The sequence below is a fragment of the Halostagnicola kamekurae genome (genome assembly GCF_900116205.1).
GTDB lineage: Archaea > Halobacteriota > Halobacteria > Halobacteriales > Natrialbaceae > Halostagnicola > Halostagnicola kamekurae.
Window position 1 is genome coordinate 15997 of sequence record NZ_FOZS01000009.1, and the last position, 23039, is coordinate 39035.

General features: G+C 62.1%; 16 protein-coding genes. 6 read left to right on the top strand and 10 right to left on the bottom strand.

Going from position 1 to position 23039, the window contains the following annotated elements:
• Window positions 1–88 precede the first annotated feature (88 nt).
• The 3 genes from BM348_RS19685 (at window position 89) to BM348_RS19695 (ending at window position 3084) form a co-directional block, all read left to right on the top strand.
• Window positions 89–1456, top strand: coding sequence for an amidohydrolase (locus BM348_RS19685; protein WP_092907695.1), 1368 nt, complete (start codon window positions 89–91; stop codon window positions 1454–1456).
• Window positions 1453–2703 (top strand): threonine ammonia-lyase, encoded by a 1251-nt coding sequence (gene ilvA, locus BM348_RS19690; RefSeq protein ID WP_092907697.1) that lies wholly within the window; start codon window positions 1453–1455, stop codon window positions 2701–2703. The genes BM348_RS19685 and ilvA overlap by 4 nt, the downstream gene beginning before the upstream one ends.
• A 99-nt stretch (window positions 2704–2802) precedes the next feature.
• On the top strand, window positions 2803–3084 hold the full coding sequence (locus BM348_RS19695) for a hypothetical protein (RefSeq protein ID WP_092907699.1): 282 nt from the start codon (window positions 2803–2805) through the stop codon (window positions 3082–3084).
• Window positions 3085–3158: 74 nt separating this feature from the next.
• Here BM348_RS19695 and BM348_RS19700 read toward each other — a convergent pair whose 3' ends face one another.
• From BM348_RS19700 to BM348_RS19730, 7 genes are all read right to left on the bottom strand, one after another.
• Window positions 3159–4526 (bottom strand): class-III pyridoxal-phosphate-dependent aminotransferase, encoded by a 1368-nt coding sequence (locus BM348_RS19700; RefSeq protein ID WP_092907701.1) that lies wholly within the window; start codon window positions 4524–4526, stop codon window positions 3159–3161.
• A gap of 151 nt (window positions 4527–4677) precedes the next feature.
• Window positions 4678–6324, bottom strand: coding sequence for a BCCT family transporter (locus BM348_RS19705; protein WP_092907703.1), 1647 nt, complete (start codon window positions 6322–6324; stop codon window positions 4678–4680).
• 383 nt (window positions 6325–6707) lie between these two features.
• Window positions 6708–7355: a hypothetical protein gene (locus BM348_RS19710; RefSeq protein ID WP_092907705.1), complete on the bottom strand. Its 648-nt coding sequence runs from the start codon at window positions 7353–7355 to the stop codon at window positions 6708–6710.
• 103 nt (window positions 7356–7458) lie between these two features.
• On the bottom strand, window positions 7459–8742 hold the full coding sequence (locus tag BM348_RS19715; protein WP_092907707.1) for an amidohydrolase: 1284 nt from the start codon (window positions 8740–8742) through the stop codon (window positions 7459–7461).
• A gap of 70 nt (window positions 8743–8812) precedes the next feature.
• Entirely contained in the window at window positions 8813–10195 is a 1383-nt protein-coding gene (locus BM348_RS19720; protein WP_092907709.1) for an aspartate aminotransferase family protein, read from the bottom strand.
• Window positions 10196–10470: 275 nt separating this feature from the next.
• Window positions 10471–11853, bottom strand: a complete 1383-nt coding sequence (locus tag BM348_RS19725; RefSeq protein WP_092907711.1) for an NAD-dependent succinate-semialdehyde dehydrogenase — start codon at window positions 11851–11853, stop codon at window positions 10471–10473.
• 27 nt (window positions 11854–11880) lie between these two features.
• A complete protein-coding gene (locus BM348_RS19730) occupies window positions 11881–12267 on the bottom strand; it encodes a Rid family detoxifying hydrolase (protein WP_092907713.1) in 387 nt (128 codons plus the stop codon).
• Window positions 12268–12631: 364 nt separating this feature from the next.
• On the opposite strand from BM348_RS19730, the gene ggt reads away from it, so the two are divergent.
• Window positions 12632–14554, top strand: coding sequence for a gamma-glutamyltransferase (ggt, locus tag BM348_RS19735; RefSeq protein ID WP_092907715.1), 1923 nt, complete (start codon window positions 12632–12634; stop codon window positions 14552–14554).
• A gap of 588 nt (window positions 14555–15142) precedes the next feature.
• On the opposite strand, the gene BM348_RS19740 is transcribed toward ggt, so the two are convergent.
• Together BM348_RS19740 and BM348_RS19745 are read right to left on the bottom strand one after the other, a co-directional pair.
• Window positions 15143–17518, bottom strand: coding sequence for a heavy metal translocating P-type ATPase (locus BM348_RS19740; RefSeq protein ID WP_092907717.1), 2376 nt, complete (start codon window positions 17516–17518; stop codon window positions 15143–15145).
• A gap of 57 nt (window positions 17519–17575) precedes the next feature.
• Window positions 17576–18325 carry a helix-turn-helix domain-containing protein gene (locus BM348_RS19745; RefSeq protein WP_092907719.1) on the bottom strand — a complete coding sequence of 250 codons (750 nt, stop codon included), beginning with the start codon at window positions 18323–18325 and terminating at the stop codon, window positions 17576–17578.
• 269 nt (window positions 18326–18594) lie between these two features.
• Here BM348_RS19745 and BM348_RS19750 point away from each other — a divergent pair, with 269 nt between their 5' ends.
• Window positions 18595–19950: a glycoside hydrolase family 68 protein gene (locus tag BM348_RS19750; protein ID WP_092907721.1), complete on the top strand. Its 1356-nt coding sequence runs from the start codon at window positions 18595–18597 to the stop codon at window positions 19948–19950.
• Between the two features lie 92 nt (window positions 19951–20042).
• Here the strand turns inward: BM348_RS19750 and BM348_RS19755 are convergent, their stop codons facing one another.
• On the bottom strand, window positions 20043–21794 hold the full coding sequence (locus tag BM348_RS19755; RefSeq protein WP_245779560.1) for a glycoside hydrolase family 32 protein: 1752 nt from the start codon (window positions 21792–21794) through the stop codon (window positions 20043–20045).
• A gap of 958 nt (window positions 21795–22752) precedes the next feature.
• Here BM348_RS19755 and BM348_RS19760 point away from each other — a divergent pair.
• Complete coding sequence (locus BM348_RS19760) at window positions 22753–22974, top strand: hypothetical protein (protein WP_217642055.1); 222 nt, start codon at window positions 22753–22755, stop codon at window positions 22972–22974.
• Window positions 22975–23039: the final 65 nt, after the last annotated feature.

The following is a 23039-nucleotide window of genomic DNA, read 5'->3' on the forward strand; positions in this document are numbered from 1 at the left end:
TTGTCATCGATTCTCTTATTCTTTTTGTGTATCTGCCGTCAACATAGATTGTGTATAATTAAGTCCCTGGGGCGCGTCAGCGACTCGCATGAGCGAGCCAATCCGGGATCGCCTCGTCTCTCTCAGACGGAGCCTGCATCGCCACCCCGAGCCCGCGTGGCGCGAGTTCTACACCACGACGCGACTCGTCGAGGAGATCCGGGCCATCGGCGTCGACGAACTGGCCGTCGGCCCCGACGCCTACGACCCTGCGGATCGGATGGCCGTCCCCGACGACGACGAACTCGAGCCGTGGATCGATCGCGCCCGCGAACGCGGCGCGGACGAGGCGCTCCTCGAGCGAATGACCGGCGGCAACACCGGCGCCGTCGCCGTCCTCGAGCGGGGCGACGGCCCCGCGGTCGGCCTGCGGGTCGACATCGACGGGCTGTTCATCGAAGAATCGACCGATCCGAAGCACCATCCAGCGGACGAGGGTTTTCGCTCGGATATCGACGGCACGATGCACGCCTGTGGCCACGACGCCCACATGACGTGGGGGCTAGCCGTCCTCGAGGCGATCAAAGAGAGCGACTTCGCGGGGCGGCTGGTCGTCTTCTTCCAGCCGGCCGAGGAGACCGGCGGCGGCGGCTGTCCAATGGCGAAAAGCGAGTTCGCGGACGACCTGGACTACCTGCTCGCAATCCACGTCGGACTCGATCACCCCACGGGCGAGGTCGTGGCAGGGATCGAGAAGCCGCTGGCGATGTGCCACGTCGACGCGACGATCGAGGGGACCTCGGCCCACGCGGGCAAGGCCCCGAACGAGGGAGCCAACGCCATGCACGCGATGGGGGCCGCGATCGTGAACGCCTACGGCATCCCCCGGCACAGCGACGGCATGACTCGAGTGAATATCGGCAAGGCCGAGGCGGGCACCGCGAGCAACGTCATCGCCGAGGAGGCCCACATGGCGGCCGAGGCGCGCGGCGAGACGACCGCGGTGATGGAATACATGGAACGGCGACTCGAGCGCACGATCAAGTCGGCGGCGAAGATGCACGACTGCCGAGCCGAGGTCGACGTTGTCAGCAAGTCGCCGCGGGCGGACAGCGACCCCGAACTGCAGGCCCTAGTCAGCGAAATCGCGAGCGAGGTTCGGGGGATCGACCACGTGCTACCGGCCGCCGACTTCGGCGCGAGCGAGGACGCGACCTTCCTGATGGAGCGGGTCCAGGACGAGGGCGGGCTGGCAACCTACATGATCGTCGGCACCGATCACCCGACGAGCCACCACACGCCGACGTTCGACGTCGACGAAGCGAGTTTGCAACACGGCGTCGACGTACTGGTCGGGACGATCCGGGAGCTCGAGCGGCGGCATCCGGTTCCGCGTGTCGATGACGAGGCGACCGTAGAGCACGGGGAAAGCGGGGTACTCGGGGAGAGCGGGGCACTTGGCGAGGACGACGGATGAGCAGGGATCGCGACGCTGTGGATGCGCTCGTTACCCGCGAAGACATAGAGGCTGCACGAGATCGAATCGCCGACGTCGTCCACCGCACGCCGCTCGACACTTCCCGGACCTTCGCCGAACTGAGCGGAGCCGACTCGATCGGGCTGAAACTCGAGAACGCCCAGCGGACGGGCTCGTTCAAGATCCGCGGCGCGTACAACGAGATAAGCCAGCTCTCCGCGGCGGAGCGCGAGGCCGGGGTCATCTCCTCGAGCGCGGGCAATCACGCACAGGGGGTCGCTCTGGCCGGCGACCTGCTCGATATCGACACGACGATCGTGGTCCCGGAGGTCACGCCCGCGGCGAAGATCGAAGCCACCCGCGGCTACGGCGCCGAGGTCGTCGTCGAGGGCGACATCTACGAGCGCTCCTACGAGTACGCCACGGAGCGCGCCGCCGAAACCGGCGAGACGTTCGTCCACCCGTTCGACGACGAGGCGATCGTCGCCGGCCAAGGGACGATCGGCCTCGAATTGCTCGAGCAGTACCCCGATCCCGACACCGTTCTCGTCGCGATCGGTGGTGGCGGATTGATCTCGGGGATCGGGACGGTCCTGAAGGCCCACGATCCCGATATCCGCGTAATAGGCGTCCAGCCCGAGGGGGCGGCCCACGCGAAACCGTCGCTCGAGGCGGGGGAGATCCGCGAACTCGCGGACGTCGACACGGTCGCTGAGGGGATCGCCGACACACGGATGCTCGAGACCACCTTCGCGATCGCCCGCGAGGTCGTCGACGACGTCGTGACGGTCGACGATACGGAGATCGCCGCCGCGGTCGCGCTGCTCGCCGAGCGCGCAAAGACGGTGGCGGAGGGCGCCGGCGCCGCCCCGCTGGCAGCCGCGCTGTCCGATGATCTGACTCTCGAGGACGAGCGCGTCGCCGTCGTGATCTCCGGCGGGAACGTCGACCTCACCGAGCACGCCGAACTGACGCGAGCGGGTCTACACGAACTCGAACGCTACGTCGAGACCCGACTCGAACTCGACGGCTGGCCGACGACCGTTGGGACGGTCACGGAGACCGTGGCGGCCGAGGGCGCGGAACTGGACGCCCTCGAGCGCGCCCGGCGCACCGCGGTCGACGATCCGAACCGGGTGCCGGTCACCGTCGGCCTCGAGGGGAGCGGCCCCGACCATCTCACGGACGTGCTCGAGGCCCTGGACGCCCTCGAGGCGGTGTCGGTCGTGGAGCGCTCGCTCGAGTAACTACCAGCCGTCTTCGAGTTCGTCCGACGAGGAGGATGGGGTCGGCAATCCGACGAATGTCAACGAAACGCTTTCTACACCACACAGACAAGTCCGGATGTGAATCGACCGCTCGTCTATCACGTCTCACAGATGATCGTCGGCTGCGGTCTCATCCTGCTCGGAATTTCGGGCGTCGTGGCCGGCGATCTCGACGGCCTCCTGGTCCCCGTTACCACGGCGTTGATGATCGTCGGCGGCGTCGGAATCCTGCTCGGTAACGGATATCACATTTGGAACGAGAACACCGACCGCGTCGATATCGGCCCCGTGAGCTTCTGGCTCTCGATCGTCGCTGCGGTGCTTATTTTGCTCGCTGGCGTGTTGTCGCTCGCGGTTTGATCAGGCCGGCGAACGGTGAACAGCAGACTTCGATGGAGCCCTCGGGAGAACGAAAATCGATCGGCGGATGGGAGTCAGGCCACCTTCGCACTCGGTCCGACCGCCTCGATGGCCTCGAGGAAGATGCCGACCCCGAACTCGATCTCGCGCGCCGTCGAGTCAAGCGGCGGGAGCAGCCGAATCGTCTTCTTGCCACAGCCGAGCGTGAGGAGTCCGCGCTCGAGCGCCGCCTCGACCACGGCGGTGCGTCGCTCGGGGGTGTCGAACTCGACGGCCAGCATCAGCCCCTTACCGCGGACGTCCTCGACGTAGTCGGGCGCGTCGTCGCGCAGGAGTTCCTTTGCCTGCCGACCGCGCTCGAGAGCGTTCTCGAGCAGGTCGTGTTCCTGGATCGCCTCGAGCGTGAACGTCCCCATCATCGCGCCGAGGATATCGCCGCCGCCGAAGGTGGAGCCGAGCCGGTTCTTCTGGTCGGGGAATATCTCCGACCGGGAGATCGTCGCGCCGACGCGAAGGGCCTTGGCGCTGGCGATGACGTCGGGCTCGATCGGGTAGTGGTCCGAGGCCCAGATCTCGCCGGTGCGGCCGACGCCCGACTGGATCTCGTCGACGACCAGCGGGATGTCGTACTCGTCGGTGACGGCGGCGACCTCGCGCATGAACGCCTCGCTGGGGAACCGGTAGCCGCCGACGCCCTGGATCGGCTCGAGGGTGAGGAAGGCGATCTCGTCGGGATCGATGTGGCCGCCTTCGGGCGCGAGCATCGATCGGAGCTGGGACCGCCCGCCGGCGAAGAACCCGCAGTCGCAGGTGTCGCCTGGTCCGTCGCAGCCTCGATCGTCACAGAACGGTACGGTCTCGACGCCGCTTATCTGGGGATAGTGGCGCGTGTAGACCTCTTTGGACTTCGTGATCGATAGCGTTCCCAGGGTGCGGCCGTGGAAACTCCCCGCGAAGGCGACGCCGTACTTCGCGGGCGCCCGGTAGTCGCTGGTGATCTTCATCGCGTTCTCCATGGCCTCCGCGCCGGAGTTCGAGAGGAAAACCGTGTCCATCCCGTACTGGCTCGAGACCTCCGTGAGTTTGTCCATGAGGTGACTCGAGCCCGGTACCGACGACTCCTCGGGCGTCGGGCCGGCGCCGAAGTACATGTCCTGGCCGGCGATCTTCATCGGCTCGACGAGGTCGAACTCGGCGAGTTTCTCGGTGAGTTTCTCGTTGTTGTAGCCGAGCGGCGCCGCACCGATGTGACAGGTAAAATCCAGCAAGACGTTTCCGTCGACGTCGGTGACGAACGGGCCGTCGGCCTCGCGGGTGACGTCCCAGACGAACTCGTGGGAGTACTCGCTGGGCGCCGAGTTCGACTGGTGGAACTCGACCCACCGCTTCGCGTTGGGGCCGGGAAAGGCGCCCACGTCCGGTTCGGCTGTGTCCCTATCCATATACAAATTATGTGTACACCATACATTAAAACTTGTTATAGGTTGTCGGGGATATCGGTCGGAGACGACGAAGTCGAGCGGTCACCGCGTGAGAACGAGAATCGAGGTCCCGGTCAATGAAAGCGACCGGCGAGGGGGAGTCGCGAGCGGGTCAGTCGTCGTCCGATTCGACGGGGCCGCCGGGTCCGGCCGGTGGTGACTCGGGTTCGGTCGTCTTGCTCGAGCCGACAAGGACGGTCTCGTCCTGCAGTAACACCCGGCCGTGGCTCGAGGCGAAGTCCTTGATCAGCGAGCACATCGCGAGGAAGCAGACGAACGCGAACGGGGCGCCGGTGATGATGACCGCGTTCTGGAGCGCGGTCGTTCCGCCCTCGCCGCCGATGATCATGAGGATCGCCGCGGTCATACCGAGGACGACCCCCCAGAAGATTCGGTTGATGTTCGAGGGACTCGCCTTCCCGCCGGTCGTCATCATCGAGACGGCGAGTGTCGACGAGTCGGCAGACGTGATGAAAAACGTCGTCACGAGGATCATGAAGGCGATCATGAACACGGTTCCAAATGGGAACGCCTCGAAGAGAATGAAGCCCGAGATCTCCGGCGTGTTGTTAGCGATCACGTTGCTGAAGTCGGCCGTTCCGGTGTGGTGGTACTGCAGCGCGGTACCGCCGATGAACGTGAACCAGGGGATGGTCGCGGCTGAGGTCGCCCCGATTCCCGTAAACGCGACTTCGCGGACGGTCCGTCCCTTCGAGATGCGGGCGATGAAGAGGCCGGCGAACGGGGACCACGAGAGGGCCCACGCCCAGTAGAAGACGGTCCACGAGTTCATCCATCCCGTCCCGCCGTCGGAACCGGTGCCGGTGTACAGACTCATGGACGTGAAGTCGGCGATCATGCCGCCGATCGCCTGCGAGCCGAGCAGAAGCAAGAACAGCGTCGGGCCGAGGATGAACGTCGCGAGCATGAGCGCGACGAACAGGATCATGTTGAAGTTCGAGAGCCGTCGGATCCCCCGATCGACGCCGAGGACCATCGAGATGGTAAACAACAGCGTCATCGTGGTCACCACGAGGAGGATGCCGACGTTTCCGAGGTCGATCCCCCATTGGTAGCTGAGGCCGGCGATGAACTGGCTCCCGATGAAGCCGAGCGACGTCGCCACGCCGCCGATCGTCGCGAAGACGGCCAGGATGTCGACGACCTTCGCGGCGGGGCCGTCCAGGTTCTCCTTTCCGAGAATCGGCGTCAGCGCCGAGGAGACCCGTAACGGGACGTCCTCGTAGTTGTACGCGAAGTAGGCGATAGCGAGCCCCATGATCGTGAACACCGCCAGTTGGGGTAGCGCCCAGTGGAACAGCGTCTGCTGGATCGCGATCGGGACCGCCTCGGCCGTGCCTCCCTGGACATCGAACAGCGGGGAGGGATTATCGTAGTAGAAAAGCGCCTCCGTCGGGCCCCAGAAGACGACGCCGGCGGCGAACCCGGCAGAGTACAGCATCGCGAAGTACGACAAGAAGCTGTACTCCGGATCCGAATCCCCCATCTTGATCTTCCCCCACGGCCCGACGATCAGGAACAACAGGAAGAGGACGATCAGGAACACGATCACTAGCAGCGCCCAGTTCAGGTATTCGACAACCCAGCCGTAGGTCGTGTTGATCGCCTCCGTGACGGCGCTCTGATTGATGAAAAACGCCGCGATCACGCCGACGGTCAACAGCGCGCCGAACGCGAACACGATCGGATCGATCTCCTCGAGGAAGGTGTCGACCGCCCCCTTTTCCGCGTCACTCATCCGATCTCACCCCCCGACTCGAGCGACACCCAGCCGGTTGGCCGTGTCTCCACCTGACATCTGCCGTGCTGCGCGATGGCATACCGCATCCATTGACACCGTATACAATAAGTGTTTCTCACTCTGGCAGATAATACACGGATAGCGTTTACTTTGCATTAATTCGGATAGTGCCGAGCAACTCCAGAATAAGTGGACGTACATTCGATATATTTATATATAACCAACATATATAGGCTAATTTAGCTATATGGACAATTATACTGAATGAGGGATGTACTCAGGAATCGATCACAAGGAGTGGCGACGCGACGAACGAATCGATTCACATCGCGGATCGAGCGCGACGACGCAGCGAACGAAAACGAAGTTCGATGGGGCCGTCAGTTCGTCAGTTCTTCGAGTTTCTCGTCGCGGGCTGTGGCACTCTCGGCGACCCGGTCGGCGAACTCGTCGACGCGGTCTTTGATCTCCTCGCGGGTGTCTGCGGGCGAGAACGTGTCGGACATCGTCAGGAGGCGGACGAACGCGCGGAGTTCCTCGTCGGTGAGCTGTGCGAACTCCTCGTTCTCGAGTTTCGCGATGACCTCGTCGACGTCGATCTGGCCGACCGGTTCGACGTTGAACTCGACGTTGACCATCCGGTAGTTCGATCCCGCCAGGTGCTGTTCGGCCTTTCCAACGCCCTCCGAGAGCATGTCCTTGAACGGCGCGTGATAGCCCATCGTCCCGAGGTGGAGAAACGCGAGCATGTCGGTGATCCCCTGCGTGTAGGCGTCGCGGTCCTCGTCGTCGGGATCGAACACTGTCTCGCGGTCGCGTTCTTCCATGTACTCGAACAGGATACTGAAATCGAGAATCGCGTTGCGAACCCGTCGCCGGATGCGGTTGCGCTTCTGTTTCTTCGAGTGGTCCGTATAATCGGTCTTCCGCCCGAGCAGGAAGTCGCGGTCGGACGGTGTGAGAATGCCGCGGGGCCGATCCGAGTCCGCCGCCGTTCGAAGCGACTCCGGAACGTCGTCTTGGCTCATACGTCACACACCGTTTGCTCGCGAATTAACGTTTCTGTTCTCTAGAACATGATTTCGGAACCACAGCTCCGGCGGTCGTCCCGTATCGATCGCGGTCCGCAGTTCAAACCGGCCGCTGAGAGAGTTCGACCGCGGTTTCGGCGAGGACATCGACGCCGTGTCCCAGGCTGGCTTCGTCGACGTCGAACGTCGGCGTGTGGTGGCTCGTCGGGTGATCGGTGCCGACGATGAGGTACGACGCGAGCCCGCCGCCACCGTCTTGCACGCGGTTCATCAGGTAGGTGACGTCCTCGCTGACGCCGACCTCCGCCGTCGGAACGACGCGCTCGACGCCGTCGACCCCTCGAGCGGTCCGTTCGATGAGGTCGCACAAGGCCGGGTGGCTGTCGGCCCGGGGCGACTCGCTGATCACCCGCGGCGTGACGTCGCAGTCGTGCATCTCCGCCGCGGCGTAGCAGACGCGCTCGAGTTCAGTTCGCATGTACTCCATAAGACCGGTCGTCTCGCCGCGGACCTCCGCCTCCATCGTGATCTCCTCCGCGATGACGTTGCTCGCGGTGCCGCCCTCGATGTGCCCGACGTTGATGCGGGTCATCCCGTCGCTGTGGCGAGGAATCGCGTAGGCGTTCTGGATCGCCGTCGCGGCGGCCTGCATCGCGTTTCCGCCCTCGTTGGGCGCTTTTCCGGCGTGCGCGCTGGCGCCCTCGAACGTCGCCGTCACGTGGGCCATCGCCAGCGGCTTCTCGACGCCGGCGACGATCTCGCCCGTCGGATAATCGAGGCCAACGTGCAACGCGAGCAGGTAATCGACGTCGTCGAGATAGCCGCCTTCGGCCATGGCCTTCCCGCCGCCGGAGATCTCTTCGGCGGGTTGGAAGAACACCTTCAGCGTCCCCGAAAAGTCGCTCCCCTGAATCGCCTCGATCGTCCCGAGCGCCATCGCGATGTGAGCGTCGTGACCGCAGGCGTGCATGTAGCCGTCGTGTTCCGACCGAAATCCCTCCGCGGCCGGCCGGTGATCGTCGGCCGTCGACTCCGTCATCGAGATCGCGTCGAGGTCGACCCGCAGCGCCACGGTCGGTCCCTCCCCCTGCTCGAGGACGCCGACGACGCCGGTGTGGCCCCCGGCAGTTCGCTCGAGGATATCTTCGCGGACGCCGGCCTCGCGCGCTCGCTCGAGCCAGGAGTCGAGTTCGTCCTCGTCGGGGACGGCCATTCGCGCGTCGGTCGCCATCGACTCCCGTCCGACGGCGATCTCGTCGACTCCGAGTCGCTCGAGTTCCTCGACGACGCGGGCCGTCGTCCTGAACTCTCGCCACCCCGGTTCGGGATGGCGGTGAAACGCGCGCCGTAATTCGTGCAGTCTGTTTCGGACTTCGTATGCCATTCTTTCTCAATACTAGCGGGGGTACCTACTTAACGATAGTCAATGAAATACTTGGGCTACGTACGTTCGCTCAAGCCGTCTGCTTCGCCTCGGCCGTCACGTGTTCGATCGCCTCCACGACGACGTCGAGCGCCGTCTCGGCCAGTTCGTGAGTGAGCACGAGCGGCGGGAGGAATCGGAGCACGTTGCCGTGCCGACCGGCCGTCCAGACGAGGACGCCGCGCTCGAAGCAGTACTGCTGGATGGCATCGGCCGCATCGCCGTCAGGCCGGCCGTCCGCGTCGACGAACTCGGCGCCGATGAAAAGCCCCTTGCCGCGGATGTCCGCCAGCCGTTCCGTGCCGTCGGCGGCCTCGCGGAGTCGACCCTGAATGTACTCGCCGAGTTCGCGAGCGTGGGCGAGCAGGTCGTGGTCCTGAATGTACTCGATGGCGCGGGTGCCGGCGCGCATGCCGACGACGTGCCCGCGGTAGGTCCCGGCGTGGTCGCCCGGGCCCCACGTGTCGAGTTCCTCCCTGTACATCGTCGCCGAGAGCGGGAAGCCGACACCGCCCAGCGCCTTCGCGGAGGTCATCACGTCGGGCGCGACGCCCGCCCAGTCGCAGGCCCACCACTGGCCGGATCGTCCGAGCCCGCTCTGGATCTCGTCGAAGATGAGCACGACGTCGTTGTCGTCGGCGATGTCGCGCAGTCCCTGCAGGAACCCTTCCGGCGGCGTGACGATCCCGCCCTCGCCCTGAATCGGTTCGACGACGATCCCCGCCGGGTTCGCCAGCCCGCCGTAGGGGTCCTCGACGATCGCCTGAACCTCTTCCAGGGCGTGATCGACCGCCTCCTGGGGTGTCTTGTCCTGGCGGAACGGGTGGGGGTACGGCGCGTGGACGATGTCCGGGAGCAGGGGTGTGTAATGGCCCTTGAACTCCTTGTTCGACGTGACGCTCATCGCGCCGCTGGTCGCGCCGTGATAGGCGCCGCGGAACGCGATGAGGCCGTCGCCGCCGGTGTTGTACTTGGCTAGCTTGATCGAGGCCTCGATCGCGTCGCTGCCGGTCGGTCCGCCGAAGACGACCCGGTTGTTGCCCTGCAGTCCGTCCGGCGCGATCTCGTCGAGTTTCTCGATTAGCTCGAGGCGCGCCTCCGTCGGAAAGTCGACGGTGTGGACGAGCTTGTCGGCCTGTTCGTGGACGGCCTCGAGCACGTAGGGATTCGCGTGGCCGACGTTTAACACGCCGATCCCCGCGAAGAGATCGATGTACGTGTTGCCGTCGGCGTCGCGCACCGTCGCGCCTTTCCCCTCCTCGAACGCGATCGGGATGTCGTTCGGGTACGCGACCGCGCTGCTGTCGATCTCTTCTTGTTTCTCGAGCAGCGATCGAGTCTTCGGCCCGGGAACAGAGCCGACGTTCGGTGCTTCATCGAAGTGGAGTTCGTCGATCGGCGGTCCTGCCGTCATACGTCACCCCAGGTGAAACAGATATTAATAACTTGTCCACATTATCCATGCAGGCCATCTACAGATACTGATTACAAAACGCCGAATGAATGACAGAGATCTGTCTTTATGTGGTGAGAGAGTAGGCCCGCCATCGTGACGTGGGTTGTCACATCGAGTGTCGGCATCTCGCATCGAGTCTCAGTTTCCCGCATCGAGTGTCGGCTTACTCCCCCAACCGTGAGGGCGGGGCATCCGCCCCGTTTCGTCCGTGAAACCGAACACAGCGCGGCGGCCTACTCGTCGAGGCCGTCGGCCGGCGACACCCAGACCGTCTTTTTGTTCGTGAACTCGCGGATGCCGTCGGCGGCGAGTTCGCGTCCGTACCCGGAGTTTTTGATACCGCCGAACGGGAGTTTCGGGTGTGACTGGACGAGTTCGTTGACGAAGGCGGCGCCCGCCTCGAGTTCGTGGGCGACGCGCTCGCCGCGCTCTAAGTCTGTCGTCCAGACGCTCGCGCCGAGCCCGAATTCGGTGTCGTTGGCGAGCGCGATCGCTTCGTCCTCGTCCTCGACGACGAAGAGGCTCGCCACCGGGCCGAACAGTTCGTCGCATCCTGCGGGGCTGTCGGCCGGGACGTCTTCGAGCACCGTGGGTTCGAAGAAGTACCCCTCCCTGTTGATCCGTTCGCCCCCGGTCAGGGCGGTCGCTCCGGCGTCGAGACTCTCTGTGACCTGTGTCTCGAGCGTATCGAGGAGGTCGGCCCGGGCGATGGGACCGACGTCCGTGTCGGGGTCCGTCGGGTCGCCGACGGTGAGCGACTCCATCTCACGGACGAAGCCGTCGCGGAACTCCTCGTAGACATCCTCGACGACGATGAAGCGCTTGGCCGCGATGCAGGCCTGGCCGTTGTTGTTGACCCGAGCCTGGGCGCCGACCTCACACGCACGCTCGAGCGGCGCGTCGTCGAGGACGACGAAGGGGTCGCTTCCGCCGAGTTCGAGGACGGTCGGTTTGAGGTTCGCACCGGTGGTCTCCGCGACGGCCCGTCCCGCTCGGACGCTTCCCGTCAGCGTCGCAGCCGCCACGCGGTCGTCCGCGATGACGTCGTGGAGGCTGTCATCGTCCACGAGAATCGTCGTAAACGCGCCATCGGGGAACCCGGCGTCCGCGAGAACGCGTTCGATGGTCGTCGCACAGCCGGTGACGTTCCGTGCGTGGCTGAGCAAGACCGTGTTTCCGGCGGCGAGCGTCGGTGCCGCGACGCGCAGGACCTGCCAGAACGGGTAGTTCCACGGCATCACCGCCAGGAGCGGGCCCAGCGGTTCGTAGGAAACCTTCGTCTTCGCCCGCGGGTGGACGCCGATGCGCTCGTCCTGCAGGAACTGGGCGGCGTGTTCGGCGTAGAACTCGCACACCCACGAGCACTTTTCTATCTCGGCGCGCGCCTGTTCGATCGGTTTCCCCATCTCGCGAGTCATCAGGGCGGCGTAGTCGTCCTCGTTCTCGCACAAGACATCGGCGATACCGCCGACGAGCGCCTGGCGTTCGGTTATCGGTCGTTCGCTCCAGGATTCGAAGCGGTCGGCCGACCGCTGTACGAAACGCTCGAGCGCCTCGTCGTCGTGTTCGTCGTACGTTTCGATCGGTTCGTCCGTCGTCGGATTGATAGTCTGCATAGTGTTGATGAGTGCCAACCGCTCCTGTTATTCGACCTTGGCTATGGCGTCGATCTCGACGCTGACGTCCCCGGGAAGTCGCGCGGCCTCGAGACAGACGCGGGCCGGCGGTTCGTCGCCGAAATGATTCGCGTAGGCCTCGTTGACCGCGTCGTAGTCGTCCATGTCGTCGAGATACACCGTTACCTTCACCACGTCCTCGAGCGAGCCTCCGCCTTCCGCCAGCACCGCCGAAAGGTTGGCTATGACCCGGTCGGTCTGGTCCTCGATATCGCCGTCGACGTCCGCCATCGTCTCCGGGTCCACGGGACCGAATCCGGAGACGAACAGGAAGCCGTCGACCAGGATGCCCTGGGAGTACGGGTTGTCAGTGTTCGGTGCGTCTTCGGTCGTGACCGCCGTTCGCTGGGCCATAAATGGGTTCGAGTGAATTCACGGACAGCAATGTAATAAACGTTATTAGACTTTTACGTACACATAATCCGTTTTCGAAGTGCGAGGGAGAGGGAAACCGAGTCGATCACTGTGGATCGGCTGGACCAACCGCCGTTCCTGATGAGTCGCGGTGTCGAGAGTTCAGTCGGTGATACCCACGGCGACGGAGGGTTTCGCTCGTCGTCGAGGTCTCGCATGGGATTCGTTCGACGGCCCGCTCGAGCACACGCTCGGAGAACTAGTCGCTGCGCCTGTGTGAGTACCCTACCGCCTTGCACGAGAGGCTCTCTATGACACCTTCATATAGGTCAAAGCTTTTCACGGTTGCTATTGGCAATTTCCTATGGGACAAGACAGTCCTGAAGCAGATTCGAGCGATTCGGCGGACGAATCCACGGAACGCGTTCGGACGACGAAGCGGACGTTCCTCCAGGGGACCGGCGCCACACTGGGAGCCGGCATGGTTCCGGTCGGAGCCAGTAGCGCGTTCGAGCGATCGAACGTAGCGTCGCCATCCAACGCCGTCGCAGAAGCCGCCGACGGAATGGTCTCGAGCGTCCATCCGCAGGCGACGGAAGCCGGCGTGGAGGTCCTCGAGAACGGAGGGAACGCCATCGATACGGCGGTTGCCGTCCAGTTCGCGCTCAACGTCGTTCAACCCCACTCGTCGGGGATCGGTGGCGGCGGGTTCACGCTCGTCTACAGCGCCGCGGAGGACGAGATTACCGCCATCGACAATCGGGAGCGAGCACCCCTCGGCGCACAACCCGACATGTTTCTGGACAATCAAGGCGAGGAGGTGCCGTTCTTCGACCGCCACACGAACGGCAAGGCGGTCGGCGTCCCCGGGACGCTGAAGGCCGCCGACGTGGCCGTCAAGCGGTTCGGACGAACGCCGCTCGACGAACTACTCCAGCCGGCCATCGAGTTGGCCGCACCGGGCGGACGAACGGTTACCGTCGACGAGTTCCTGGCGGGTTCGATCGCGGACAACGTCGACGATGGAGCGCTCACCCCGACCGCTCGAGAAGTGTTCGCTCCGGGAGGCGACCCCCTCGAGGCGGGCGACGAACTCGTTCAGTCGGACCTCGCCGATACCCTCCGCACCATCCGCGACGACGGCATCGGCTCGTTTTACAAGGGAGAGATCGCGGAGGATATCGCCGAGACGGTTCAGGGTGCGGCACGCTCCCGCAAGACGGGCGGGAGCATGACCGTCGACGACCTCGGCCGCTATAACGTCGCCATCACCAGGCCCACCTACGAGACCTACGACGGTGACGCACACGAGATCACCGTCCGAACGATGCGTTCGCCGACCTCCGGCGGCTACGTCATCGCACAGATTCTCGCCCTCCTCGAGTCGTTCGATCTCGCGCAGTACGATCGGCGGTCGTTCGACGTGTACCACCGGCTGATCGAGGCGTTCCAGTTGGCGTTCGCCGACCGCAACGAGTACCTCGGCGACGAGGAGTTCGTCGACATCCCGTGGCAGGGACTGCTCGACGACGAGTACGTCGACGCTCGCCGGCGGATCATCGACCCGGAAACGGCGACGTCCGCGACTCGCGAGCCCGGTGATCCCTTCGCCCATCAACCCGGCGGACAGTACTACACGAGCCCGAGAGACATCGAGCAGGCCAAACACGACGGCAACGCCTCGGGCGCACGGAACGGGAAAGGCAACGAGCCCCGCACGAACAGTGCCGTGGCCCACCCCGGGCAGACGACGCATTTTACGACGGCCGACGCCGAGGGGAACGTCGTCTCCTGGACCAGCACCATCGAACAGTTGTTCGGATCTGGAATCATGGTTCCCGGTCGGGGCTTCATGCTGAACAACGAGCTCACGGACTTCGACGCAACCCCCGGCGGACCGAACGAGGTGCAGCCGGAAAAGCGCCCGCTGAGCAGCACGAGTCCGACGATCGTCACGCGCGACGGTGACCCCTTCCTGACGGTCGGCTCCCCCGGCGGCTGGTCGATCATCCACACCGTCTCCCAGATCCTGCTCAACGTCGCCGAGTTCGGCATGGACATCGACGACGCTATCGCGGAACCTCGCGTCTACTCCGCGACCGGGACCTGGGTAGATGCCGAAAACGGCGTCCCCGACGACGCCGTTGACGAACTGAACGCCGCCGGTCACGACGTCTCTACCGTCGATTCCATCGGCAACGCCCAATCCATCCTCGTCAAAGAAGACGGCGGCTACGTCGGTGTCGCTGACCACCGGAGGAACGGTTCAGCCGGGTCGCCGTCGTGATGGACACGACGATCTAATACTGAAACACGACCTGTCCAAACGAGAAGGATTTTTCGGCGGTATGTTCGAATCTCGACGGAACGGTTGTTCAGAGACGAGGATGTCGCTCATAGGTGTCTCTACAAGGCGAGGCAAGAACAGGGAGCGCGGATGATACGAAGTAAAATCGACGGGTCCGGGAACGTCTCGTCAACGACTGACTGGGTGTATCAAGAGACGGTCGGTGGGCTACCTGTCTAAACCGAACATGTCGGAAGCGATGGGATTCCATTTTTCCAGTGAGGACTTCGGGGCGGTTGAAAAGAGCGAAATCCTAACTTTGAATGCCATCGGTACCATCCAGTCGTCCTGTTTACGTATTCGGTCGGGATCGTTCAGTGATATCTGTGCCCGCTCTGTCGTTCGAACATCGGTCACTACGAGGTCGTGAACCGGCTCGGGGTCAAGTGGTTCGAGACGCCTTTGGCGTCTCGTCACTAAGCGGGATCGGAGATCCCGTGAGGTCCGCGAACCCGAAGGGTTCGCTTGATCCCGAAAGGCGAAATCCTCGGACGACCCCGAGGCACTCGCCGCGTTTCTTCTGTAGAGTCAGGCGTCGGCGGATCGGGCAGGGTCGATTCGCGACAACCGCATCGCGTTCCCGGTGACGCCGAGGCTCATCCCCATATCGCCGACGACGACCGCCAACGCAACGCTGACTAGACCCAGCGGCACGCCCAGCGCGAGCAAGAATTTCACGCCGAGGCTCGCCCAGATATTCTGTCGGATCACGCCGTTGGCCGTATGCGACAGGTCGTACAAGTACGGGAGTTTCCCGATGTCGTCGCCCATCAACGCGATGTCTGCCGTCTCGAGGGCGGTGTCGGTCCCGGCCGCACCCATCGCAATGCCGACCTCCGCGGTGGCGAGCGCGGGCGCGTCATTAATCCCGTCACCGACCATCGCGACCTCACCGCACTCCGCTTGTAACTCCTCGACTGCGTCGACCTTCTCGTCCGGTAGGAGGTCGGCGCGGTATTCGTCGACGCCGGCCTGCTCGGCGATGGCACGAGCGGTGCCCTCGTTGTCACCGGTCAGCATCACTACTCGCTCCACACCAAGCTCTTGGAGCCGCTCGACGGCCCGCCTCGAGGCTGGGCGTACCTCGTCCGCGATGGCAATTGCACCCAGCAGCTCCGACTTCGTACCGACGATAACGACCGTCTTGCCCTCCCCCTCCAGCGTCGCGAGCGCGTCCTCGGCGAACGCCCCGTCGTCACCCTCGACCGCGTCTGGTGCTGGAACACCGCCGTCGGTCGCTGAGCGGGCCCGGGTGAGGTCGAAGCCCAGTTCCTCGAAGAGTGCGGGTTTTCCCGCATAGTACGTCTCGCCGTCGATATCGCCACGGATTCCCTTGCCGGTCAGGCTCTCGAAGGCGTCCGGCTCGGGTGAGTTACCCACGCCCGTATCATCGGCGCGGGCGAGAATCGCTGTTGCGATGGGGTGTTCGCTCCGTCGCTCCAGCCCGGCCGCGTACCGGAGCAGCGTCGCCTCGTCGGTGTCGCTGACTGGGATGACGTCTGTGACGGCGAGTTCGCCCTTCGTGAGTGTGCCCGTCTTGTCGAGGGCGACGGCGTCGACCTCGCCCATCGCCTCGAGGTAGTTACCGCCCTTGATGAGGACGCCGTTTTTCGCAGCGCTAGTGATGCCCGACACCACCGAGACGGGCGTGGAGATGACGAACGCACATGGACACGCGATCACCAGCAGCGTGAGTCCGCGGATGAACCACGTCTGCCAGTCGGCAGCGAAGGTGAAGCCGTATCCAGCTACGTCCACCGAGACGGGAGTGGTGATTACCAGCGGCGGAAGGACCGCTGTAAGGATCGCCAGAACGACTACGACAGGCGTGTAGTACCCCGAAAACCGATCGACGAACTGCTCGGTCTCGGTCTTTTTCGCCTGTGCGCCCTGCACCATCTCGATGATGCGCGAGAGAGTGGAGTCACCCGCCGTCGACGTGGCCTCTATCTCGAGGTACCCCTCCTCGGTGATCGCGCCGGCGTACACCTCGTCACCGGAGGTCTTGTCGACGGGAACGCTCTCGCCGGTGATCGGCGACTGGTCGACCGCACTCTCGCCGTCGATGACCGCCCCGTCGAGCGGGATCTTGTCACCCGGCCGGACGACCACCGTTTCACCGACGGCTACGTCCTCGGCCGGTATCGTCACCTCCTCGCCGTCGCGCAGGACGGTGGCCTCGTCGGGCGACAGTTCCATTAGCTCTCGCAGGGAATCCCGCGCCCTGTCCATCGCGTAGTCCTCGAGCAGCTCGGCGATGCTGAACAGAACGGCCAGCGTGGCGGCTTCGACGAAGTAGCCGATACCGGTCGCGGCGATGATCGCCGTCCCCATCAGCAGATCGATGTCGAGACTCCGATTTTTGGCTGAATAATAGCCACCACGGACGACGGGAATACCGCTGACAGCGACGGCACCGAGGAACAAGACATCTGCGACGCGAAGCGGGTAGTCGAGGCCGCTCGCTATCGTGACGTTCTGGCCAGTGAGAAGGAATTCGAAGACAAGACCGAGGGTGACGAACGCCGCACCGAGCCACGTCTTCTTCGCGCGGGCGCTCGTCCAGACCTCTGAAGGTGGTGCGATGTCGACGCCGTCACTCGCCTCGATTCGCTCGTCGCCCTCAGTGCCGGGGCCGCCAACAACCTCGTAGCCGGCGCCTTCAATCGCCTTGACTACGTCGGCTTCGCTGGTGCGTTTGGGGTCGTACGTGATGTTGGCCGTGCCGGTGGTCGGCTGGAGCGTGGCGTCGACGACGCCGTCGACGCGCTGGAGGCTCTTGTCGACTTTCTGCGCACACGACGGACAGTCCATCTCGGGGACGGTAAGGCGAGCGGACAGCTCCCGTTGTTGCCCGCCGCCGTTCGGCGGTCCCGCCGTATCCCCATCCAGATTCTCTGTCATTACGTCACGGTAGGAACGGGAGTTCGATATGTCTTTGTTGGAATATTCCAACCAGGGTCAGTGGGATGTCAGTCGTTCTTCCGCAACCCGCTCGCCGGCGACGTATTGCTTCGCTAAATATTCCTCCGCCCGCCGGAGTCGGTAGGTGAGTGTTGAGCGCGGCACGTCGAGATGGCCGGCGAGCCCACCGACGTCGGTCTCGCGGGGAGATTCATAGTAGCCGTGTTCGACGGCGGCTTGGAGAGCAGCCTCCTGTGTCGGGGACAATCCACTTGGTGTCCCGTCGTTCTCTCGAGTTACTGTCGTCGTGTCCGCAGTGCGGAGCATCTCCATCTGAGCACAGTCCCCGACGGCGGTCTCCAGAGCGTCGAAGAACGCCGCCACGTCGCCGTCCCCGGAGTGGATTAGTCGCCACGTGTAGTGACGCCCCTCGTGGCGGGTTTCGAACAGCACGCCGTCGCCGAGATGGTCTCGTGCGATGTGGGGAACTGAGGCGCAGGTAGGAGTACGCTCCCAGTCGGAATAGAGGACGAGCCTGTTGTCCGCCCGATCCAGGACTCGAGTGGTCTGTGTAGCGCCGCAGTTCTCAGTGGCGAGACAGTCAGCGTAGTAGTCGCCGTCGAGAAAAGCGTCCTCGATGGCGTCGAGCGCCTCGGGAGTTCCGGTGGCATGGTCGACCCGCCAGAGACGCTCGGCAGTAGCGTGGAGCGAGAGCGAACGGACGCGAGCGTTAGGGTGGTCGGCAAGGGCGTCTGCCACCTCGTTGCAACCCGGTTCGTATTCCAGGGCGAAGACGAGTTCACGCATACTCCTCTGTACGGCCTACTACCATTTGACACCCTCCTTCGTGTTTCTCAGAAGTGACGGCGTGTATCCACGGTCTGAAGACCGTGGTATTGTGTCTGTTCAGCGTATGAATTACTGGAAATATTCTTTCTACCACCTCGCCAACCGATCGAACTAGATATTTTTCTAACTAGATGAAGTCGATATACATTTGATATATACTGTTCGTACCTTATATATAATCAGCCTAGAAAATCTTTATTATATCAAGAGTAAATATTTCAAGCGCGATGGAAGATCAGGATCAGACAGAGGTGAGCAGACGTACTGTCCTTAGAACGACCGGCGCGATCGGCGCAGCCGGTCTCGGGCTGTCGATCGGGACCGGCACCGGGGCCGCCGTCGAGACGGGTGAGCCAAGCGCGTGGACACGCGAGCACGCGAACAACATCGAACTCACCGACGACCTGACGGCGCCGGTGATCGACGAGAATCCCGACGTAATCTCGGACGACTACTGGGTCTGGGACACGTGGCCGCTTCGGTACCGCGACGGTTCGATCGCGAAGATTAACGGCTGGCAGATCGTCTTCTCGCTCACAGCGTCGAAGGACCTCGTGCCGGGCGCTCGCCACAATGAGGCGACGATTCGTTACTTCTACTCCCGGAACGGCCATGACTGGACTGAGGGCGGGACGGCCTTCGAGAACCCACTCGGTCATCATCAGTGGGCCGGCTCCGCGATGTACGACCACGAGCAAGACCAGATCTACCACTTCTACACCGCGACCAGTCCCGAGCCGGAGTTCCGCCAGCGACTCGCGCTCGGCAAAGGCGCGTCGCTCGAGACCGGTCCGCACGGCGTCGACCTGGTCGGAGACCAAGAGCACGTCATCATGGCCGAGGCCGACGGCGAACTCTACCAGACGCTAGAGCAGTCCCGGGACCAGGGCATCGTCTATGCGTTCCGCGACCCGTGGTACTTCCGGCACCCCGAGACGGGCGAAGACATGGTCGTCTTCGAGGGCAACACGCCCACAGACGGCGAGGACCCGAGCGATCCGCGGAGTTACAACGGGAACGTCGGGGTAGCGCGGGCGACGAACGACGACCTCACCGAGTGGGAGTTGCTCCCACCGAACCTGGAGGCCATCGAGGTCAATCAGCAACTCGAGCGCCCCCACTACGTCTTCCAGGACGGGAAGTGGTATCTGTTCGTGCTGAGCCACGAGTTTACGTTCGCACCCGGCCTCTCGGGGCCTGATGCCCTGTACGGGTTCGTCGCCGACTCGCTATACGGCGACTACGAGCCGCTCAATGAGAGCGGACTGGTCCTCGCGAACCCCGAGGCGGCGCCGTTCCAGGGCTACTCTTGGTTAGCGATGCCTCAGGGTAACGACGTCCTCGTCGAGAGCTTCGAGAACTTCCGCGGCCTCGACGACACCTCTCGGGGCGAGATCGGTCTCGACGAAGTCGGATTCTTGCCAGCCGAGGAACAGAAGGAGCTGTTCGGTGGTACCCTCGCCCCGAGTCTGAAAGTCCAACTCGACGGCACCGAGACGCGGGTCGTCGCCGAACTCAACGATGGCCATTTCATCCCGTCGGGCGGCAGTCCGAACGGAAACGGCAACGGACGCGGTCGGTAGGCGACACTACCAGTGGCCACGAAGACGATAAGAAGGAGAGTAATGCCGGATAGGCGACTCAGTCAACGACACTTGACGATCCCTAAGGGACGTCACCTCAGGTGAGACCCCTCGTGAAGCTCGATTCCCAATGGCTGTGAGGCGAGGTCGTAGACGACCATGTCTTCAACTCTCGCGGCGCCTTTATCCGCGAAAAGGGACATTCCAGTACTGTCCCAGTCCGGGAATATTTGATTCGTCATCACCCTCCGTCCACCGTTGCCGAATATTTCGACCGACGATCGGTCGACGAGGACGCGAAGCTGAATCGTTCCGTCCTCTCGTAGTTCGAGCGGCATCGTCGTTGTGTCTTCTTGACCTGGATCGTAGAATCCGTCTGCCGGGCCATCGACTGACGATTCCAATCGATCGAACTCCAACTGGTTTTTATCCGTGTAGTAGGTGATCACGCTTTGATCATTCTCACCCTCTCGAACTCGAAGTCCGACCGTATCGGCGCTATGCGGGTCGATCGTCATGATTATCTCAAGCGACCGTCCGTTCGCATTCGTGTCCTCGAGCGGATCTCTACACGACGTGACCATCTCCTTGCTGACATCGGCGAGTTTGTCCTGCCGGAGGTCAACGAGTTTCTCGGCCGGATACTCTCGCAGTCTGATGTCACTCTCTTCTCCTTCGAGGGCAACGTTACGTGGAACCGACATGATACCGCGCCATCCGGTTTCGGGGATGAAGTCCATGTAGGGCCAGTGAGCCGCCCACCCGATCTGGATTCGACAGTCATTGGGCTCGTTGTCCCATGACATAGCAGCGAAGTAATCGTAGCCATAATCCGCGAGTTCGCGATCCTCCATCGTGAACTCGTGTCCATCAAACTCACCTATGAGGTGATCGACGTGAGGGTCACCTTGGACGGAGACCGTCAGTACCCATTTGGTTTCGTCAGTACCCTCGACGGGTAGTTCGAACAAGTCCGGACATTCCCAGAGATCCACAGTATCATTGTAGACACCGTTGTTTGTCTCGATCTCAGCGACTACGTCCTCATACTCGTCGATCGTGAACGTGCTTTCGTACGTCCAGTCGATGTGGTCCTCGGAACTGTAAAATTCGATACCGGCGGGTCGTTCGTCCCCGTTATCGTCGCCGTCTGCAGCGCGGGAAACGACCATGATCCAGTGTTCGTTTGGTTCGTACCAGAAGACGTTTGGATCACGGAATTCTGGGTCGTTGGTATCGACAACTGGATTGTCGGCGTACGCCGTAACCGTCTTGCCGTTATCGGTACTATACGCGATACGTTGATCCTGGATCGACTCGTTGAGGTGGGCACCTGTATACGACAAGATCAGCGCATCCTCACCGAATCCAGCCGTGTTCTGGGTATCAACGGTGCCACCACCCGAGAATTTTCCAATGTTGTTCTCTTCATCGAATGGGAGTTTGACACCGTGGTACGTCCATTCGAAAAGGTCCTCGCTGGTCGCATGTCCCCACTCGATATCCTCCCAGAAGGGGTTGTAGGGGTTGTACTGGAAAAACAGATGGTAAACACCTTCGTGGTAGACTAACCCGTTCGGGTCATTGATCCAGCCTTGTGGTGGTGCGAAGTGAAAGCCCGGTCGCCAGAGATCCGATTCCGACGCTTCTATCTGTTCGACGTGATCTGTGGCTGAGACACTCAGCCCGGAACCACCGAGTACCGTCGTCGTAAACAGGCCGGTCCCTGTCACTCGGAGTGCATTCCGACGGCTGAGCCGCAATAATTCGTTCATCGACTCTTCACTTTCCTGTAGATTGTTATCTTGTACCACAACTAGGTTGAGTACGAGAATTATTTTCAAACTAGTGGTTTTTATCGTTTCTGATCGATATATACATCATAATACTGTACTTGTTCAATAGAAGATTCAAGGATAGTGAAAATATTCTCCCTGCATTTCCCGTAGAGTATTTCGAATTCCAGTTCATCGCGGGAAGGAATGTTCGAGCTCAAAATTTGAGCGGAACGCTAAGGCCAAAACGGGAGATAGCCTTATTCATTTTCACATGCCACTTAGCAAGTAATATACTCATCTATATATTGTCTTATTAATCGTGCTGTCACTGTCTAGTTTTACACCACCTCAACGGGAGTTGGCCCGTTTAATGCTTGATTCAGCCGATGTGATTATAGTGATGAGCGTGTCATACGATAATATCCATATTTTTAATTTAACTAGTTAGACTACCTTCAGCTGTGGTGATACCTAACTCACTCACCGGTACCGAATCTCTTCTTCAGTAGCAACCGCTGGCCGGAACTCGTCACTGGCTGCCTCGCAGCAATCGTCTGAGTCATTGATCGACGACGCGATGACCAGTTACTAATTGCTCAGTAACCCTGCGGTCCCCATCCGGGTCAGCGAGCAGGATCGAATGTGTGACGATATCAAGTGCTCGCCCCACAATCTGGTAGAATTGATTAAGGATACAGCCTGACAATCAGGCTGTGATACAGACCTCTGGAGACTGGCGAGGAATCAACCGTCTATCTTAGCGAACTGATAGTCTGGCACCCGGAGACGCAAACAGAATTCTCAAAAAAGCTGGCTGGATTGTATAGACGATTCTCTTGAAAAGCCTGCTGCAGTCTTCTAATACGAAATTTGACTCATTTCCCCCTGGTATGGACTACGGAAGATAAATCGAGTGGTCGTTCAAGTCTGTCGATTTGAGTTCATAGGAGTCGGTGTCACTCGAGGTGAAGCAGACCGCCGGAGCTATGTTGATCTCTGGGTGCTCACTCGGTCTGGGCGTGCTGTGAACCAACGCGAGGCGAACGCTGTAGCTCGCGAGCTCGAAGAGCAGGTCTTTGACAGGGACAGATATGCCTACGATATTGACGTTGAGTCGGTCAATTCGACCCCCGATTACACAACAGCCATCCGAGAAATCGTCGTTTCGGGTATCCCACACTACACCACCGATGGCTTTGAGAGCGTTGAGGAGTACCTGTTGGAAGTGAGCAGCGATAACGCGTAGTCGGTACGGAGCGTACCGAGCGCCTGTTTCAAAGGTACTCTAGTAACCGTTAGAACTTTTCACTC

Bases quoted from the DNA above. Each gene is read 5' to 3' on its own strand.
- BM348_RS19685 (WP_092907695.1), top strand. From the start codon at position 89: ATGAGCGAGCCAATCCGGGATCGCCTCGTCTCTCTCAGACGGAGCCTG.
- ilvA (WP_092907697.1), top strand. From the start codon at position 1,453: ATGAGCAGGGATCGCGACGCTGTGGATGCGCTCGTTACCCGCGAAGAC.
- BM348_RS19700 (WP_092907701.1), bottom strand. From the start codon at position 4,526: ATGGATAGGGACACAGCCGAACCGGACGTGGGCGCCTTTCCCGGCCCC.
- BM348_RS19705 (WP_092907703.1), bottom strand. From the start codon at position 6,324: ATGAGTGACGCGGAAAAGGGGGCGGTCGACACCTTCCTCGAGGAGATC.
- BM348_RS19710 (WP_092907705.1), bottom strand. From the start codon at position 7,355: ATGAGCCAAGACGACGTTCCGGAGTCGCTTCGAACGGCGGCGGACTCG.
- BM348_RS19715 (WP_092907707.1), bottom strand. From the start codon at position 8,742: ATGGCATACGAAGTCCGAAACAGACTGCACGAATTACGGCGCGCGTTT.
- BM348_RS19720 (WP_092907709.1), bottom strand. From the start codon at position 10,195: ATGACGGCAGGACCGCCGATCGACGAACTCCACTTCGATGAAGCACCG.
- BM348_RS19725 (WP_092907711.1), bottom strand. From the start codon at position 11,853: ATGCAGACTATCAATCCGACGACGGACGAACCGATCGAAACGTACGAC.
- BM348_RS19730 (WP_092907713.1), bottom strand. From the start codon at position 12,267: ATGGCCCAGCGAACGGCGGTCACGACCGAAGACGCACCGAACACTGAC.
- ggt (WP_092907715.1), top strand. From the start codon at position 12,632: ATGGGACAAGACAGTCCTGAAGCAGATTCGAGCGATTCGGCGGACGAA.
- BM348_RS19740 (WP_092907717.1), bottom strand. From the start codon at position 17,518: ATGACAGAGAATCTGGATGGGGATACGGCGGGACCGCCGAACGGCGGC.
- BM348_RS19745 (WP_092907719.1), bottom strand. From the start codon at position 18,325: ATGCGTGAACTCGTCTTCGCCCTGGAATACGAACCGGGTTGCAACGAG.
- BM348_RS19750 (WP_092907721.1), top strand. From the start codon at position 18,595: ATGGAAGATCAGGATCAGACAGAGGTGAGCAGACGTACTGTCCTTAGA.